The sequence below is a fragment of the Lipingzhangella halophila genome (genome assembly GCF_014203805.1).
In the GTDB taxonomy this organism is placed as follows: domain Bacteria; phylum Actinomycetota; class Actinomycetes; order Streptosporangiales; family Streptosporangiaceae; genus Lipingzhangella; species Lipingzhangella halophila.
The window spans coordinates 1,546,240-1,561,908 of the sequence record NZ_JACHJT010000001.1 but is presented as its reverse complement, the minus strand read 5'-3'; the positions used below and the strand labels follow the sequence as shown (position 1 = coordinate 1,561,908).

At 69.2% G+C, this 15,669-nt stretch carries 13 protein-coding genes and 1 pseudogene; 6 read left to right on the top strand and 8 right to left on the bottom strand.

Annotation, left to right across the window (positions count from 1 at the left end; all coding sequences use genetic code 11):
- Positions 1 to 81: 81 nt before the first annotated feature.
- From mhpA to F4561_RS06990, 5 genes are read right to left on the bottom strand one after another with little or no spacing between them, the layout of a single operon-like run.
- Complete coding sequence (gene mhpA, locus F4561_RS07010; protein ID WP_184575929.1) at positions 82 to 1,602, bottom strand: bifunctional 3-(3-hydroxy-phenyl)propionate/3-hydroxycinnamic acid hydroxylase MhpA; 1,521 nt, start codon at positions 1,600 to 1,602, stop codon at positions 82 to 84.
- A complete protein-coding gene (locus F4561_RS07005; protein ID WP_184575927.1) occupies positions 1,599 to 1,952 on the bottom strand; it encodes a DoxX family protein in 354 nt (117 codons plus the stop codon). Before F4561_RS07005 ends, mhpA begins: the two co-directional genes overlap by 4 nt.
- 18 nt (positions 1,953 to 1,970) lie before the next feature.
- On the bottom strand, positions 1,971 to 3,866 hold the full coding sequence (locus F4561_RS07000; RefSeq protein WP_184575925.1) for an acyl-CoA synthetase: 1,896 nt from the start codon (positions 3,864 to 3,866) through the stop codon (positions 1,971 to 1,973).
- Complete coding sequence (locus tag F4561_RS06995; protein WP_184575923.1) at positions 3,863 to 4,801, bottom strand: fumarylacetoacetate hydrolase family protein; 939 nt, start codon at positions 4,799 to 4,801, stop codon at positions 3,863 to 3,865. Before F4561_RS06995 ends, F4561_RS07000 begins: the two co-directional genes overlap by 4 nt.
- On the bottom strand, positions 4,798 to 5,931 hold the full coding sequence (locus F4561_RS06990; protein WP_184575921.1) for a VOC family protein: 1,134 nt from the start codon (positions 5,929 to 5,931) through the stop codon (positions 4,798 to 4,800). Before F4561_RS06990 ends, F4561_RS06995 begins: the two co-directional genes overlap by 4 nt.
- A gap of 71 nt (positions 5,932 to 6,002) precedes the next feature.
- On the opposite strand from F4561_RS06990, the gene F4561_RS06985 reads away from it, so the two are divergent.
- Positions 6,003 to 6,725 carry a TetR/AcrR family transcriptional regulator gene (locus F4561_RS06985; RefSeq protein ID WP_246437152.1) on the top strand — a complete coding sequence of 241 codons (723 nt, stop codon included), beginning with the start codon at positions 6,003 to 6,005 and terminating at the stop codon, positions 6,723 to 6,725.
- Positions 6,726 to 6,740: 15 nt separating this feature from the next.
- On the opposite strand, the pseudogene F4561_RS06980 reads toward F4561_RS06985, so the two are convergent.
- Both F4561_RS06980 and F4561_RS06975 read right to left on the bottom strand, forming a co-directional pair.
- Positions 6,741 to 7,591 (bottom strand): annotated as a pseudogene (locus F4561_RS06980) (IS5 family transposase).
- Between the two features lie 29 nt (positions 7,592 to 7,620).
- The gene (locus F4561_RS06975) at positions 7,621 to 8,475 is read right to left on the bottom strand and encodes an NmrA family NAD(P)-binding protein (RefSeq protein WP_184583312.1); all 855 of its coding nucleotides are present in this window, start codon (positions 8,473 to 8,475) and stop codon (positions 7,621 to 7,623) included.
- A 161-nt stretch (positions 8,476 to 8,636) separates the two neighbouring features.
- Here F4561_RS06975 and F4561_RS06970 point away from each other — a divergent pair, with 161 nt between their 5' ends.
- Positions 8,637 to 9,239, top strand: a complete 603-nt coding sequence (locus tag F4561_RS06970; RefSeq protein WP_221445391.1) for a TetR/AcrR family transcriptional regulator — start codon at positions 8,637 to 8,639, stop codon at positions 9,237 to 9,239.
- A 723-nt stretch (positions 9,240 to 9,962) separates the two neighbouring features.
- On the opposite strand, the gene F4561_RS06965 is transcribed toward F4561_RS06970, so the two are convergent.
- Positions 9,963 to 10,700 carry a DUF2637 domain-containing protein gene (locus F4561_RS06965; protein WP_184575917.1) on the bottom strand — a complete coding sequence of 246 codons (738 nt, stop codon included), beginning with the start codon at positions 10,698 to 10,700 and terminating at the stop codon, positions 9,963 to 9,965.
- A 711-nt stretch (positions 10,701 to 11,411) separates the two neighbouring features.
- Here F4561_RS06965 and F4561_RS32375 point away from each other — a divergent pair.
- Genes F4561_RS32375 through F4561_RS06945 form a run of 4 tightly spaced genes read left to right on the top strand, consistent with a single transcriptional unit; the run spans position 11,412 to position 15,667 of the window.
- Positions 11,412 to 13,043 (top strand): LuxR family transcriptional regulator, encoded by a 1,632-nt coding sequence (locus tag F4561_RS32375; protein WP_184575915.1) that lies wholly within the window; start codon positions 11,412 to 11,414, stop codon positions 13,041 to 13,043.
- Between the two features lie 31 nt (positions 13,044 to 13,074).
- On the top strand, positions 13,075 to 13,233 hold the full coding sequence (locus tag F4561_RS06955; protein WP_184575913.1) for a hypothetical protein: 159 nt from the start codon (positions 13,075 to 13,077) through the stop codon (positions 13,231 to 13,233).
- 20 nt (positions 13,234 to 13,253) lie between these two features.
- Positions 13,254 to 14,849 carry a GMC family oxidoreductase gene (locus F4561_RS06950; protein ID WP_184575911.1) on the top strand — a complete coding sequence of 532 codons (1,596 nt, stop codon included), beginning with the start codon at positions 13,254 to 13,256 and terminating at the stop codon, positions 14,847 to 14,849.
- The gene (locus tag F4561_RS06945) at positions 14,846 to 15,667 is read left to right on the top strand and encodes a class I SAM-dependent methyltransferase (protein WP_184575909.1); all 822 of its coding nucleotides are present in this window, start codon (positions 14,846 to 14,848) and stop codon (positions 15,665 to 15,667) included. The genes F4561_RS06950 and F4561_RS06945 overlap by 4 nt, the downstream gene beginning before the upstream one ends.
- Positions 15,668 to 15,669: the final 2 nt, after the last annotated feature.

Sequence of the window (15,669 nt, the reverse complement as noted above, 5' to 3'; positions counted from 1 at the left end):
TGTAGCGCGGGTACGGGTCGCGGATCGCTGCAGCCGAGTACAGATCGGCGCGATACACCGGGACCTTCGCGAGAGTGGGCATCACGACTCCAGTGCCGAGCGGGGGAAGACCGGGATGGCGGCGCCGAGGGCGGACAGGTCGCGGCCGACGCGCGACACGGTGCCGTCAGGACGGACGAGTGCGGTGCGGGCATGTGCGTGGCGCAGCCAGCGGTGCAGTGCGGAACCGGCGCCGACCGTCACCAGCTGCACGCCGCGTTGCTCCAACTCGACACGCGTTTCCGTTGCCGGGTTGTCCAGGGTGACGACGGCGAAGCGTCCACCGGCGACGTCGTCGAACCTGCGGCCGTCCTCGAGCAGGGCGTTCGGGCAGAGCCGCCCGGCCAGACCGCGCCCCAGGGTCGGCGCCATGATGAGCTCGGATCGGCGCAGGGGTGGTGTCTCACTGCTGAGGATCCGGTTCTTGAGGCCTGGTACCAGGTGCAGCCGCGGCAGGAGTACCGCGCGCAGGAGGTTGGCGACCTCACCTCCATTGGTCATCGCGTTGCCGGTGAGCTTGGCCAACCGGATCAGCGACCGGGCATGCGGCTTGCGTTCGATCTCGTAGCTGTCGAGCACGGATGCGCGCAGGGTTCCGGCGAGCACCCCGGCCAGTTTCCAAGCGAGGTTGGCCGCGTCCCGCAGCCCGGCGCCCACTCCCTGCCCGATGAACGGAGGGGTGAGGTGCGCCGCATCGCCCAGCAGGAACACCCGGCGATCGCGCCAGCGATCGGCGATCTGGGCACGGAAGGTGTAGTCAGCCGCACGGACGATCTCCAGCTCCTGAACCGGGATATTCCTTGTCCAGGGAGCGACGAGGGCGTGCAACCGGTCGAGATCGCGATAGCCGGCGGCTGTCTCCCCTGGTTCCAGCCGGAACTCCCAGCGGTAGCGCCTCCGGCCGATCCGCATGTAGGTCGCGGCCCGCCGCGGGTCGCACACCTGGTGCACGCCCTCCCACTGCGCGAGATCGGCGTCGGTGGCCACATCGACCACCAGCCAACGCTGGTCGAACTTCAGGTCCCGCATCGAGGAGCCGATCGCGCTCCGCACCAGGCTGTTGGCCCCGTCGCATCCGAGCACGTAGTCGGCGAGGACAGTGTCCTGTGCCCCGGTGACACGGTCGGTCACCTCGATGCGCACACCGCCTGATCCGAGCTGGGACAGGCCGGTGACCTCGGTGTTGCCGCGGATGGTCGCGCGGCCTTGTCGATCGAGGCCGGTCCGCAGAATCGCCTCCAGGTCCGGCTGGTCGAACATGTTCGCCTCGGGGTAGCCGTGCCGGCCCTGTTCCGCACCACGCCGGAACTGCGCCAGGACACGCAGGTCCCGGTCGACCAACCGCAGCCCTCGGCAGGGCCAGGAGATCGCGGCGAACTCCTCGCCAAGGCCCAGGCGGGCCAGCAGCCGGTAGACCTCGTCGTCGAGGTGGACCGCGCGGGGCCGCGGATAGACCTGCTCCCATCGGTCGAGCACCAGGCACTCGACGCCGTACTGACCAAGCAGTGCCGCCGCCGTGAGGCCGGTGGGCCCCGCGCCGACGATGACCACCGGGATGGTCATGACGCCAACCAGAAAAGCGCCACGAGGTAGCCGGCGACGAGCACCGCGCACACCAACGCCGGCGAAAACTCGCGCGGCCCATGCTGATGGCGTAGGTGCGTGACCACGGCGCCGGCGAGCAGCAGGACAAGTCCAGCTCCCGCCAGGCCGCCCAGCAGCGGTACGACCGGGCCGAGGGCGACACCCACGGCGCCCGCTACCTCCAGGACCCCGATGCCTCGGTAGGCATTCGGCGTGAACCCGACCTTCGCGGCGAGTTCGCGCATCGATGCCAGGGCGAGGATCTTGGCCACCCCGAGCGCCGCGAAGATCGCGGCAATGACGCAGGCGAGAACAACTACTACGACCATGTGGGCAGTCCTCAGCGCTCAGTGGGTGACCTGCGGGCCGGCGACGACGCAGGTCCAGTGGACCGCGTACTGACCGAGCGCAGCCTTGACCAACGCCTGATCGGCGTCCGCCGCGACCCGCACGGTCGCCGTGACCGAGCCCTCCTCGATGCCGACGTCGATGCCCTCGACGCCGGCGATCCCGCTCAGCGCCTCAGTGAACTCACGGCCGGTGGCGTCTGCGCGTAGTTCGAGCTTGTACGGCTTGCCGACATCGGTGACCGGGAGCGCCTCGAGCACCGTCACCACCTTGGGGGCGGCGGCCTGCTCCGGCACGCGCTCCGCCGCCCAGGCCCGCAGCTCGTCCTGCGTAGCTTCGGCGCCCGGGGCCAGGGTCACGTACGCGACCGGCACCTCGCCGGCGTGCACGTCCGGACGGCCGACCGCACCCGCCGCGGTCACGTCCGGATGAGCCAGCAGAGCGTCTTCGATCACGCCGGGGTCGATGTTGTGCCCACCCCGGATGATGAGGTCTTTCGCGCGCCCGGCGAGGTGGACGAAGCCGTCCTCGTCGAGTCGGGCGAGGTCGCCGGTGTCGAGCCAGCCGTCCCGCAGCTTGCCCAGACCATCGAGTATCGGACCGTGTTCATCCCTGCCCGTGACATAGCCGGCGAACACGGCGGGCCCACTGATCGCGAGCACACCGGTCTCGCCGGCCGGCAGCTCCTCCCACGATTCCGGTTCGACGATCTTGACATGTTGGTAGGGCAATCGCTGCCCGACCGAGCCCGGGCGCGGGGCGTCGGGGAAACTCCGGACGCTCGCGCAGGTGGCTTCGGTGAGGCCGTACCCCTCGACCAACGTGATGCCCGTGTGCTCGTGGAACCGCTCGCGCACGGCGGCGGGCAGGGGCGAAGCCCCTACCAGCGCGAACCGCAAGCTGGAGATGTCCGCGTCGACCGGTACCTGCGCCAGCACGGCGTAGACGGTGGGCACCGCGCTCATGGCGGCGACCCGGTAGTGCTCGACGAGCTTCCAGAACTCTGGGTACAGCGCGGGTTCGCGGTAGCCGAGAGGGCCGGCCCACACGACCGGCTGGCCCCTGAACAGCGGGCCGAGCACGGTGACAACGAGGGCGTTGACGTGGAACAGGGGCAAGGCCGCGAAGATCACCGACTCCTCGTCCAGCAGCGAGTTCGCGGCGATCATCCACGCATCGGCGACCTCGTTGGCGTGGGTGTGCGCGGCCAGCTTCGGAGCGCCGGTAGTGCCTCCGGTGTGGAAGAAGGCCGCCAGATCGCCCGCATGGGGCGTGACGCCGTCGAAACAGGTTTCCTCACCGTCGCGGGCAAGCTCCGCCAAATAGGCTACGCGCACACCGTTCACTGTGGGCAGTGGCTCTGCTGAACCGGTCGCCCCGGTGGGGCGCAGAGCGAGGATCGCGTCCAGCAGCCCGCTGCCGGCCAGCGCCTGGGCCGTCTCCCAGGACTGGTCGTCTAGCTCTGGGCCTGCGACGATCAGGACCCGTGCCCCGGAACGGCGCAGAAGCTCGCCCAGGTGCTGGCGAGACAGGCCGCTGTTGAGCGGGGCCGCGATACCGGCCAGCTGCGCGGCCAGCGTGGCGGTGATCAGTTCAGCGCAGTTGGGCGCCATCAGGGCGACCGCGTCCCCACGCAGCACTCCCAGCCGATGGAGGGTGTTGGCGTAGCGGTGTACCTCGGCGAGGAGTTCGGCGAAGGTGCTCTCCTGTGGTTCGCGCCAGCGGGCTGCCTCGGGCACGACGGTGATCGCCGTTCGGTCCGGCCACAGCTGCGCTGCCCTGGCCAGCAACGCGTAGGTCGTTTCGGGCAGACCGCGTTCCTCGAGCGGGACGGTCTCGATGGCGGCGAGGTCGGCGGGGCCGGTGTAGTCCGGCCAGAGCAGAGTGTCGGTCATCGGGTCCACCTCACGGGCGTGCGTTGGATACCCAGGTCGATCGCGCCGCCGTCGGTGGCCACGGCCGCCTCGATGACGTCGCCGTCCTGGAGGTACTTCAGGTTCTTGGCCTGGCCGGAGAAGAAAATCTTCCACTTCAGTGCCGGCGGCAGGAGGGAGCCGAGGAATTGGACCGGTTTCGGCGGAGCACTCAGCGCGGTGCCGACCGGTGTCCCGGTCAGCAGCACATCACCGGGATCCAGCCGCTGGAAGCGGGCGAGCGCGCGCAGCGCCGCCAGGGGCGGGTAGATCATGTCAGCGGCGGTCCGGTCCTGCCGCAACTCACCGTTCACCCACAGGTTCAGGCGCAGGTCGGTGAAACGCTTCAGCTCGTCGACGTCCAGCAACACCAGCTCCGGCCCGACGGGGGTGAAGGTGGGATAGGACTTGGCCTCGTAGAACTGGGTCTGGGGCAGCTGGACATCGCGCGCGGACACGTCGTTGGTGACCACCAGCCCGGCCACGTAGTCGGCGAGGGCGTCGTCCGCGATGTCGGAATCTACACCGATCTGGCGGCCGATTACGAGACCGATCTCGACCTCGTAGTCCAGTAGCCGGACATGGGCCGGGCGGACCACCTGATCGTAGGGACCGCTGATCGAACCCGACGACTTGCGGAAGAACGTCAACGGCACCGTCTCCGGGTTTCCACCGGTGTCCTTGACGTGCGAGACGTAGTTGGTCAGCTGCGCCACCACCCGGCACGGCGCGGTGACCGGAGAGACCAGGGCGAGGCTCGCGATGGGGACAGTGTCCGTGGCGGCAGCCGCGTCAGCGATGGCGGAGCGCTCACGCAGCAGTTCGGCGGTGGTCGTGGCCGAGGTGTCCACGCGGGCGGCGCCCGATGACGTGCGGACCCACCACGCGTCGGCGGTGCGCAGTACGGACGTGCTCATGAGGCGGCTACTTTCAGCAGGCCGAGAAGGCGTTGGACGTCGAATTCGTTGTCCGCGCGCAGGGCGCTGAGGAGCGCGCGCAGCTCGCGGACGGACTCCCTGCCGGGCTTGATCCCGAGGAAGTCCTTGGTCGCTGGGGGTCCCCACTGCGCCAGGCCCGAGGCGGTCATCGGCGCCCAGCCGGGTTCGACCGTGTTGTCGAACAGGTCACCGTCGCTGAAATGCTCGACCATGAAGCCGTCCGGGTCGCGCCAGTAGTCGAAGATCTGGCTGCCCTGGATGTGCCGGCCGATCCCCCACGACCGCTGGTAGCCACGGTCCAGCAGATACTGGCCGCCGGCAGCGAGCGAGTCCAGATCGGGTACCTGGTAGGCCGAGTGCACGTAGCGGTTGGCCGGCCCGAGGACCATCGCGAGCGTGTGATGGTCGCTCGGTTCGCTGCCGCGGTCGCAGCGGACGAAGCTCATCACCGGTCCACGCTCGCGCTGGCCCGGGTAGTGCAGGAAGTCGCTGACGATCAGCCCGAGGTGGTCGAGGTACCAGTTCAGCGTTTCCAGGTACTTCGTTGTCTGCAGCACCACGTGCCCGAGTCGCTGTACCTTGACCGGCTCGCGCCGGGGCCGCTGGGTCACGTTGACGCGGGCGGTCTCGTGACCGAAATTCAAGGGATGGGGCGTCGGCGACGGCAGCTCTGGCAATTCGTGCGTCTCCGAGACCACGCGCACCCGCGCCCCGCTCGGGTCGAACAGATCGACCGTGACACCACCGAGCGTCTCGGGCAGGGCGGTGACCGAACGCCTGGTCGCGTCGGCCAGCCGCAGCACATCTGCTCCGTCGGCCGCCCGGAAGGCCGGTCCCACGAACTTGGACCGCGCGCCGCCTCGGATGAGCACACACGGCGGCCCCGGGTTGGTACCGCGCAAGTGCAGCTCGCTCGCCGTGCGCAACACGGTGGTGAATCCGAACGCGTGGGCGAACACCTCGGCCCGGCCCAGATCCGGCTTCTCGAACTCCAGCCAGGCCAGATCATGCACCTTCACCACAGGGTTGCGGGCTCGGCCAGGGTGCTCGCCCGACCGTCGGCCCTGCTCGCTGTGCAGGCCGGTGTGCGGGTCGTGCTGGTCGGCCATTGACTGCCCCCTTCATTTTCTGACGATATCCTCAGTGATGATCATGTCGGCAGTCAAGTGGGAGTGACGACATGCTCAGTACTGAGTGCGGCGCTACAGTGGCAGTGGAGCGCGACTCGCACGAAGGGGCACACATGGGAGCGGAGAGCAACGCCCAGAACCGGCTGGAACGGCGCAAGGCCAGGACCCGCGCCGCGCTGATCCAGGCCGCCCAAGCGTTCCTCGCCGCGGGCAACACCACCGCGCCGATCCTGGAGATCACCCAGGCGGCCGACGTCGGGATGGGCTCGTTCTACAACCACTTCGCCACCAAGGACGAACTGTTCGGCGCTGCCATCGCCGACGCGCTCGACTCCTATGGGGCAACCTTGGACCAGCTCACCGCCGGCATCGACGACCCGGCTCAGCTGTTCGCGCAGGGGTTCCGCCTCAGCGGCCGCCTGCATCGCCGCAACCCTCAGCTGAGCAGGGTGCTCCTGCACCACGGCCTGAACCTGGTCCGGTCGGACATCGGCCTGGCGCCGCGCGCGCTGCGCGATATCGAGGCCGCGATCCAGGCAGGCCGCTTCGCGGTGAGTGACCCCGAACTGGCGATGGTGACGGTGGCCGGCGCCGCACTGTGCCTCGGCCGACTCCTGCACGACCAGCCCGACCGCGATGACGCCACCGCCACCGACCAGGTCACCGAAGACCTCCTACGAATGCTGGGCGTACCGGCCGAAGAGGCCCACAAGATTTGCCAACTCCCTCTGCCGGATCTGAGCAACCTCACCCACCCCGGCACAGCCGCCTAGGCGGTTTCGTTTGGATCATCGGGCGGACCAGAGGAAGACGCCGGCGATGTGGAGTCCGGCCAGGTAGATGGTGGCGGTCTTCTCGTAGGGGGTGGCGATGCCTCGCCACTGCTTCAGGCGGTTGATACATCGTTCGACGGTGTTGCGCTGCTTATAGGTCTCGCGGTCGAAGGCCGGTGGCCTGCCGCCGCGGCTGCCCCGACGTAGCCGGTGTCCGCGCTGGTCGGCGCGGACGGGGATCACTGCCCGGATGCCGCACCCGCGCAGGTGCTCGCGGATCGCGCGGGAGGAGTACGCCTTATCCGCCAGAACAACATCCGGCCTGGTGCGCGGGCGACCACGCTTTCGGGGACATGCAGAAGGGCCATGACGTCGGTGAATGTGGGTGCGTCGCCAGCCTGTCCGGGAGTGAGAAAGAACGCGAGAGGGTGGCAGCCGGCATCGGCGGCGAGGTGGATCTTTGTGGTCCGTCCGCCGCGCGACCGGCCGATGGCGTGGTCATGTGGTTCGTCAGTTGGGGTCCCTTTTTTACGGGCCCCGGCCGCGTGCTGGTGGGCGCGCACGATGGTGGAGTCCACTGGAGACCGCCCAGCCGAGGTCATGGTCGGCGTCGGACCGCGCCATCAGTACGGTGGACACTCGCCGCCAGGTGCCGTCAATGGCCCACATCCGAAGTCGGTTGTAGACGCCTTTCCAATTGCCGTACTTCCGGGCAAATGGACTCATTGCGTCCCGGTCTGAAACTTGAACGCGATGGCGTCGATCACCTGCCGGTGATCTCTCCAGCGGCCGCCGCGCTTCGGTGTCCGGCTCGGGAGCAGTGGCTCGATCCGCGCCCACTGCGCATCAGTTAAGGGCGTGTCCAGATCAACGATCAAGCGATCGAGAAGAATCTTCAGGTGGCGAGGTGGGCTGCGAGCCGGTCAGCGGCGGTGCGGGGCTCGCGGCCGAGGAGTTCGGCCAGCAGCGGGTCGGCTTCGGCAAAGTAGCCGGCGCGGGCGGCCTGGTACCAGGTGAGCATGAGTCGGGCCATCTGCTCCGGGACGCCGATCGTGATCTGGTTGGCAACCCAATGTTCGTCGTCCAGGACGATGCGCTTGATGGTGCGACCGGTGAGGTCAGAGGCGATCTTGGTGAAATCGTCGAAGGTGACGGCGGTCGGCGCGGTGAGGGTGACGGGGCCGTCGAAGGAGCGGGTACCGGCGAGGATGACCGCAGTGGCCTCCGCTATGTCGACACGGTCGGTATACGGGACAGGGCCGTCTTCCGGCTGGGCGATCTCGCCGGTCCGCTGCCACGGGCCGAGAACCTGGTCGAGTGGGCCGTAGGCGGCGTTGCGCAGTGCGGTCCAGGCGACACCGGAGTCGCCGAGGATCGCCTCGGTGCGGATGTGGATGTCCGACGGCCGATACGGGTTGCCGGGGACGGCGCCCTGCTGGCTCGTGTAGAGGATCCGCCGGGTGCCGGCCTCGACGGCGGCTTCGATGGCAGAGCGGTGCAGGCTGACCATGTCGGCGGCCGGGTCGTTGCCGGACACCAGAAGGACCTGCTCGGCACCGGCGAATGAGTCGCGCAGCGCGGCCGGTTCCGCGTAGGAGCCCTGCCGCACGCGCACGCCGCGGTCGGCGAAGTGCTGCGCCTTGGCGGCGTCGCGGACACTGACGCCGATCTGGTCGGCGGGTATGCGCTTGAGGAGGTGCTCAACGGTGGCGCCGCCCAGCCCGCCGGTAGCGCCGGTTACAACGATCATGTTCTTGGCCTCTTCCTGCGTGCCCACAGTGTCCGTCTTGGTGGTGGGCGGAATCATAAGTTGACCGTTCCGGTCAGTTTCTCTTCCGTCGACGACCGTAGGTAACCTGACCGAGGGAGTCAAATTACGACGCTGGGCGACAGCGAGAGAGGGTGAGGGCCTTGGCCGGTGCGGTGCCTTCGGAATCCCGGATGCGCGCCGACGCCAGGCGCAGTTCCGAGCAGATCCGCGCCGCCGCGATCGGCGCATTCCAGGGGCGGGGCCTGACCGTCCCGCTGGAGGAGGTCGCCAAAGCGGCAGGGGTGAGCAAGGCCACGATCTTCAACCGATTCGGCGGGCGGATCGGCCTCATCGAGGCCGTCATCGAAGAGGTCGTCGCCACGGAACTGCTCGCCGTCATCGACCACACTCGGACCATTGACGACATCGGCGAGCGGATCACCTACTACCTCACCGCGATCCGGGACCTCCAGTACCGCCAGCCCGCCGTCAACGACGTCCTACTGCAGACATATCCGCACTCGCAGCAGCTCATGGACATCTGCCGGGTCGGAAGCGAGGCCAACGACGAACTCATCGCAGCGGCGCGGCCCTCCGGTGCGCTGCGGCCGGAGTTCACGGCGGGCGACCTCCACGCACTCGTCGTCGACAACGCCCTCGCCCTCAAGCACGGCAAGCGGCCTCCCCGGGACGACTACGACCGCCGCACCACTTACCTCCTGGACGGAATCCGCGGGCGCCCGTCCGCTCCTGGCGGACGATGACAGCGCCCTTGCCCTGAAGCCGCCCGTCGCCCAGCGGGCTCGTCTCGCTCCGGCGCAGCGCGCAATCCGTGCAGCCGGGTAACAGATGGATGATCCAGAAGAAACGCCCTAGGGCGGGCCGGGGAGGCGCTGGAGGCCATCACCGAAGCCACCACCACCTACCGAGAACTGGCCCAGCAGCGTCCCGACGCCCACCGCCCCAAACTCGCCCGGAGCCTCAACAACCAGGCCAACCAACTTGCCGCCCTCGGCCGGGCCCAGGGAGGCACTACAAACCATCACCGAAGCCGCCAGTATATATCAGAGCCTCTACACGTGTTCTCCAAACAGATATGCGGATGCATTGCAGGGAGTCCGTAGTCTCCGAGGCGAATTGGAGGCAGAGTAGAGGACGCTTGTACTGCAGTGGCATTGTCATGAATCGGTAGTTAGTCCACTGGTCTTCGCCGTCGCACAACTTCCCCTCGCCCGGAAGCTTCAAGCGAGAGTTTGGTGCTCCGTCGGTACTCGGCTGCCACGGACGCGAGCGGCACGCGGCGTCAAGGTTCGGTATTGGCGGCAAGGTGCAGTGGACAAAATGGCAGGCAGCGGTATTTTTCGGCCGTGGGCGGAAGCTATTCCGCGGACTTCTAATCCGATGCTCCGAAATCCCAGTTAGTGAGCATGCGTCATTTCGGTCCAAGCAAGCACTTCCTCCTCGCTGCACGACAAGCCGTACGGGAGTCATGCGACCCTCTGCCGGAACGCTCCTTGCTGTCCGCGCTGCTTGACCAGCCTGCCCCAGCGCTGCTTCCGGCCGAAGGCCGCAGCGATCTCGCCTCCGGTCGGCAGGGAACCGTCGTCGCGCCGATTGTCCAGCACCCAGTTCCAGGCCTCGACTTGGACGGGTGGCACGGATACTCCCCCAGGCTCAACAAGGCCAAGTCTCGGAGCCGCACCGTTTTCCTCCCCGACAACATGGAGCACTCCGCCTGTGCAGTCCTGCATACCTGCAGCGCTGGTATCCCCTTCCCGGTCTGAGGCGGAGCTGTCGCTCATTCCGAGTGGCTCATCGTCTGCGTGCGCGGCGCGTTCTCCGCGGGCCGCCACGCGGAAGTGACGCATGAGCAGCTCGTAGGCGCCCATTAGCGTGAAGCTCGGCCAGGCGTGGATTACCCGCGACCACACCGTCGGGTCGGCCACCGCGACGTTGGCGGCCAGCGATGCGGCGCTTCCGACGATCAGCAGGGTCCACGGCAGCACTCCCCCGCGTCTCCCCTGGCGGGCGTCGCTGAGCAACGCCATGGACGCGGTGACGATCATGCCGTCGACCGAGAGCGGGAACAGGCCGGCGCGCCAGGCGGGTTCGCCGTGGCGCAGGGCCAGTTCGAACATGTGGGCGTAGGAGACGACCGCGGCGATCGCGGCCAGCAGGCAGACGGTGGCGACGGTGGTCCAGCGCGATACCGAGGAGGTGTGCATGGCGGGTCACTCACTCTTTTCCCTGGTGGAAGGAACGGTGAGGAAGCCGCCCGCGGCCAAGCTACCGTGCGTGATAAGGGCCCGAACGCCGGAATCCAAGTGGGAGACAGCGCCTCAGGCCCGACGCGGTGGGAGACGAATGGGAGACGGGAACCGCGCCCACCCTCCCCCAACGGCCGCGAACGACTCCCAAGAGACCCACCTGACCTGCCCGGACACCGAGGCAGGCTGGTCACGAAGACGGCGTGACTACCTTGACACGGTAGAGGTCACCACCAGACCTCCGTCGGACTCGCCCGCCATCGCATCGGTGGTTGTCAGGAGCCCCTGTTCGCCCCTCTGTTTGACAAGTCGGCCCCACCTGGGTTTGCGGCCGAACTGAGCTGCCAACTCCTCACCTGTAGGAAGGGACCCGTCCTCGCGGCGATGAGCCAGCGCCCACGCCCAGGCATCGCACTGAATCTGAGGGCGAGTACGTCGGCGCGGGGAGCCTCGAGGCGGGCGATTGTGGCCGGCAACATGCGGTCAGTGTCGGAATTGGTCGTAGGCCGGTGCAATCGAGTCCTCACCCCCGCTAGATGATCTGCGGGGTGGCCAATGGCGTTGACGACGCTGTGGGCGATCTGCTGGACATGAACGTTCCACAGAGGGGCACAGCGCCGACCGTAGTCTTTGGGTTGAGTTCCTGTACGAGGACGGCAGGAGGTGGCCATGGGGCAGGGGTCGGAACGCCGATTGGAAGAGGTGCGTCGACTCGCCGAGTCGTCGCGATGGCGGGAGGCGTACGAGCTGCTCACTCTCGCGGACGTGTCGGCACTCGGCCCGGCAGATCTCGAGCTGTTCGCCGACTGTGCGTGGTGGCGGTGCCGGGTCGAGGAAGAGATCGACCTGCGCCAACGGGCGTTCGCCGGATTCGTCGCTGCACAGGAGCCCCGTCGCGCGGCGTACGCCGCCTGGCTGCTGTCGATTCGCTACGGCCTTCGGGGCGATTCGACCACCTCGTCGGGGTGGCTCCAGCGCGCCCACCGGCAGCTCGCCGACGAACCGGTCGGCGTCGAGCATGGTTACCTGGCGTGCAGCCAGACCGAGCAGGCACTGGGCCAGGGACAGGTAGAACAGGCCGCCCAGCACGCCAGGTGGGCGGTCGAACTCGGTCAGCGGTTCGCCGATCCGAACCTGACCGCCCTCGGGATGTCCTGGCAGGGCCTGTGCTGCCTGGCCCGCAACGACGTCGACGGCGGCGTCCTGCTGCTGGACGAGGTCATGACCTCGGTCGGCGCCGGTGAGCTCGACCCGCACTTCACGGGCTGGGTGTACTGCTTCGTCATCGGGATGTGTATGAGCGTCGCCGACCTTCAGCGTGCGGGCCAGTGGGCACAGGCGGCGTGGCGCTGGGCATCGTCGCTGCCCGAGGCCACCCCGTACCACGGACTGTGCCGGGTCCGGCAGGTCGAGGTGATGAGCCTGCGCGGCGAGCTCGACGCGGCCGAGGACCAGGCGCATCGCGCGTGCGCGGAGATGATGGAGTTCGAGCCGCGGCTCGCGGGCGAGGCCTACTACGTGACCGGGGAGGTCCTGCGCCGCAAGGGCAAGCTGGACGCGGCGGAAGCGGCCTTCGCCGAAGCCCGCGAGCTCGGCCACGACCCCCAGCCCGGCCTGGCGCGGATCCGGCTCGAGCAGGGGCGTGTCGACGAGGCTGCGTCGTCACTGCGGGCCGCGCTGGCCGTCCCCGGTCGCCCGCCGTTCCAGCAGATGACGCTGCTGGCCGCCCGCCTCGAGGTCGCCCTGGTCACCGAAGAACTGTACACCGCCCGCACCATGTGCGAGCAGATGGCCGCGGTCGCCGACGAGGTCCCCAGCGACGCGCTGGCCGCCGCCGCGGCGACCGCGCACGGACGGCTGCGGCTTGCGGAAGGCGACGCGGAGGCTGCGCTCGCGCAGCTACGACCGGCGGCCGCGTCCTGGCGGGCCCTCGAGCTGGCCTGCGAGGTCGCCGAGACCCGCTCGCTCATCGGTCTCGCGACGCGGGCGCTGGGCGATCGCGAGGGAGCCGAGCAGGAGCTGCGGGCCGCGCACCGGCAGCTGGAGCGCCTGGGCGCGACCGCGGACGCGACGCGGATAGCGGCGATGCTGGGCGACCGGGACGCACTCAGGGGCCTCACGGAGCGGGAGTGCGAGGTGCTGTCCCTGGTCGCCTCGGGGCGCACCAACCGGGAGATTGCCGCGGAGTTGGTCGTCAGCAAACACACGGTCGCACGACACCTGAGCAACATCTTCACCAAGCTCGGCGTCTCGTCACGGACCGCGGCCGCCACGTTCGCCATCGAGCACGACCTCGCCTGACGCGCACCACCGACCGTGCGCATGGTCCATCTTGACCATCGACGCTCGGCAGAAGATGGCCAAGATGCGCGACGAGGCCACCCAGCCTGCCCTCGTAGCGTCGGGGTTGTTCGAGGTCACCAGCACGCAGACCTACGTCGCGATCAGCGATAGGCGGGCGGTGGACCTACCCGAGCGTCAGCTCGTCTGACCAGGCTCGAAGGACAGCGGATGGACACCGAGCATGCTGCGAGGCGGTACGACGTCGTCGTGATCGGCGCGGGCTCGGCGGGGTGCGTGCTCGCGGCACGCCTCAGCCAGGATCCCTCGCGGGAGGTGCTGCTGCTCGAGGCCGGTCCCGACTACCCCACCCGCCGGCAGCTGCCGATCGACATCGCCGACGGCAGCCGGCTGCCCTCCGACCGCAGCCTCAGCCACGACTGGGGCTGGTCGAGCACCCCTCGGACCGACGGCGGCGTACCGACGACACCGCTGCCGCGCGGCTGGCTGGTCGGGGGCTCCTCCGCGGTCAACGGCACGTTCGCGCTGCGGGGCGTCGCCGAGGACTACGACGTCTGGGAGGCCGCAGGCAACCCCGGTTGGGGCTGGGCCGAGGCACTGGAAGGGTTCCGCAGGCTGGAGACCGACCTCGACTTCGGCGATCGCCCGTGGCACGGCGCGGAAGGGCCGGTGCCGGTGCGCCGTTACGCACCCGACGAGCAGAGTGAGCTCACACGCGCGTTCCTGGCAGCGGCGCACCGAGTCGGGCATGCCGTGGTGTCCGACCACAACGAGCCGGGGTCGGTGGGGGCGGGGCCCCTGCCGGTCAACACGCACGACCGGTTGCGGATGAGCGCGGCCCTGACCCACCTGGAGCCTGCCCGGACACGACCCAATCTCACCGTGCGCGGCCACGAGCCGGACCGGCTCGAGATCGCGGGCGGACGCGCCCAAGGCGTGCGTCTGGCCGACGGCGAGGTCATCGGAGCGGACCTGGTCGTGCTGGCCGCCGGGGCCTATGCCAGTCCTGGCGTGCTGCTGCGCTCGGGAATCGGCGCCGCGGGTGAGCTTCGCGTGCTCGGGATCGACCCGGTCGTGGATCTGCCGGGTGTGGGACACAACCTCGTCGACCACGTGCTGGTCACGGTCGACGTCCCGATTCACGCCGAGCCGGCGACGCGCCCCCACTACCAGGCCATGGTCACGTCACGCAGCGACGGCGCCACGGGTCCACCCGACCTTCACCTGTTCGCCGCCGGCCCCTTTGACGCCCGCCACGTCGGCGACGGCATGCAGCTCGCGCCCGTGGCCGTGGGCCTGCTCGACCCGGCCTCGCGGGGGCGGGTGTGGCTGACCTCGGCCGACCCGGCCACACCGGTTGCCATCGACCCGGGCTACCTCACCCATCCCCACGACCTGCAGCGCCTCATCGCCGGCGTGCATCAGACCCGCGAGATCCTCCAGACCGATCCGCTGAGCTCGCGGGTGGGTTCGGAGCTCCAGCCCGGCGCCGAGGGCGGTGACGATGCCGGGCTTCGGGCCGACCTGCTACGGCAGGCGCGGACCTACCACCACCCGGTCGGGACCTGCCGGATGGGGCCCGATCCCGGCGAGGGCGCCGTGGTTGATGCGGCGGGCCGCCTGCACGGCCTCGAGGGCCTGGTGCTCGCCGACGCCTCGATCATGCCGGCCATCCCTCGCGCCAACACCAATCTGCCCACGCTGATGCTCGCCGAACGCATCGCCGATGGGCTCAGCGACGACAGCCCCAGCGCCGGCCAACGGACCGCTGGGGCGAAAAACCACGAAGCGGGAGTATCGCTATGACCACCAAAGCCACCGATCACCGGACGGTGACCGACACCCAACGGAAGACGTGGAGTCGCGGCGACTTCCACGAGATCGCCCGGCACAACGTCGTGATGGCCGAGCGGCTGTGCCCGGCGGTCGGCCTCCATGCGGGCGAGCGGGTCCTGGACGTGGCTTGCGGCAGCGGCACCGCGGCGCTGGTCGCCGCTCGCCACTACGCCGAGGTCACCGGCATCGACTACGTCCCCGACCTACTCGAGCGTGCGAGGACGCGCGCGGCCGCCGAGGGGTACGAGCTGGACCTGCGAGTCGCCGACGCCCAGGACCTGCCCTTCGACGACGACAACTTCGACGTGGTGCTGTCGGTCTACGGCGTGCAGTTCGCACCCGACCAGGAGCGTGCCGCGAACGAGCTGCTTCGAGTCTGCCGGCCGGGTGGCCGGATCGGGCTGGCCAGCCCGATGCCCACCGGCTGGAGCGGTGACCTGTTCGCCACCCACGCGCGCCACGCCCCGCCACCGCCCGGCATCGAGTCGCCGCTGCGATGGGGCACCGAGGACGGGATGCGGCAACTGCTCGACCACGGCGTGTCCGCGCTGACGAGCGAACCGCAGCCGGCACTGCAGTACTACCGCTCGGTCGAGCACGCGGTCGAGGTGTTCTCCACCTGGTTCGGCCCCACGCTCAGCGCTCTCGAACGGGTCGGGCCCGACGGGCGGGACGGCCTGATCCGGGACCTGACCGAGATCTTCCACCGCTACAACCGCGCGACCGATGGCACCGCCGTAGTCGAGAACACCTACCTGCAGACCACGGCCCGCGTGGCTCCTGCCTGACC

Excerpts from the sequence above, each read along its gene's own strand:
- F4561_RS32375 (WP_184575915.1), top strand. The coding sequence starts at position 11,412 with ATGGGGCAGGGGTCGGAACGCCGATTGGAAGAGGTGCGTCGACTCGCC.
- F4561_RS06965 (WP_184575917.1), bottom strand. The coding sequence starts at position 10,700 with ATGCACACCTCCTCGGTATCGCGCTGGACCACCGTCGCCACCGTCTGC.
- F4561_RS07000 (WP_184575925.1), bottom strand. The coding sequence starts at position 3,866 with ATGACCGACACTCTGCTCTGGCCGGACTACACCGGCCCCGCCGACCTC.
- F4561_RS06995 (WP_184575923.1), bottom strand. The coding sequence starts at position 4,801 with ATGAGCACGTCCGTACTGCGCACCGCCGACGCGTGGTGGGTCCGCACG.
- F4561_RS07005 (WP_184575927.1), bottom strand. The coding sequence starts at position 1,952 with ATGGTCGTAGTAGTTGTTCTCGCCTGCGTCATTGCCGCGATCTTCGCG.
- F4561_RS06950 (WP_184575911.1), top strand. The coding sequence starts at position 13,254 with ATGGACACCGAGCATGCTGCGAGGCGGTACGACGTCGTCGTGATCGGC.
- F4561_RS06975 (WP_184583312.1), bottom strand. The coding sequence starts at position 8,475 with ATGATCGTTGTAACCGGCGCTACCGGCGGGCTGGGCGGCGCCACCGTT.
- F4561_RS06990 (WP_184575921.1), bottom strand. The coding sequence starts at position 5,931 with ATGGCCGACCAGCACGACCCGCACACCGGCCTGCACAGCGAGCAGGGC.
- mhpA (WP_184575929.1), bottom strand. The coding sequence starts at position 1,602 with ATGACCATCCCGGTGGTCATCGTCGGCGCGGGGCCCACCGGCCTCACG.
- F4561_RS06985 (WP_246437152.1), top strand. The coding sequence starts at position 6,003 with ATGCTCAGTACTGAGTGCGGCGCTACAGTGGCAGTGGAGCGCGACTCG.
- F4561_RS06945 (WP_184575909.1), top strand. The coding sequence starts at position 14,846 with ATGACCACCAAAGCCACCGATCACCGGACGGTGACCGACACCCAACGG.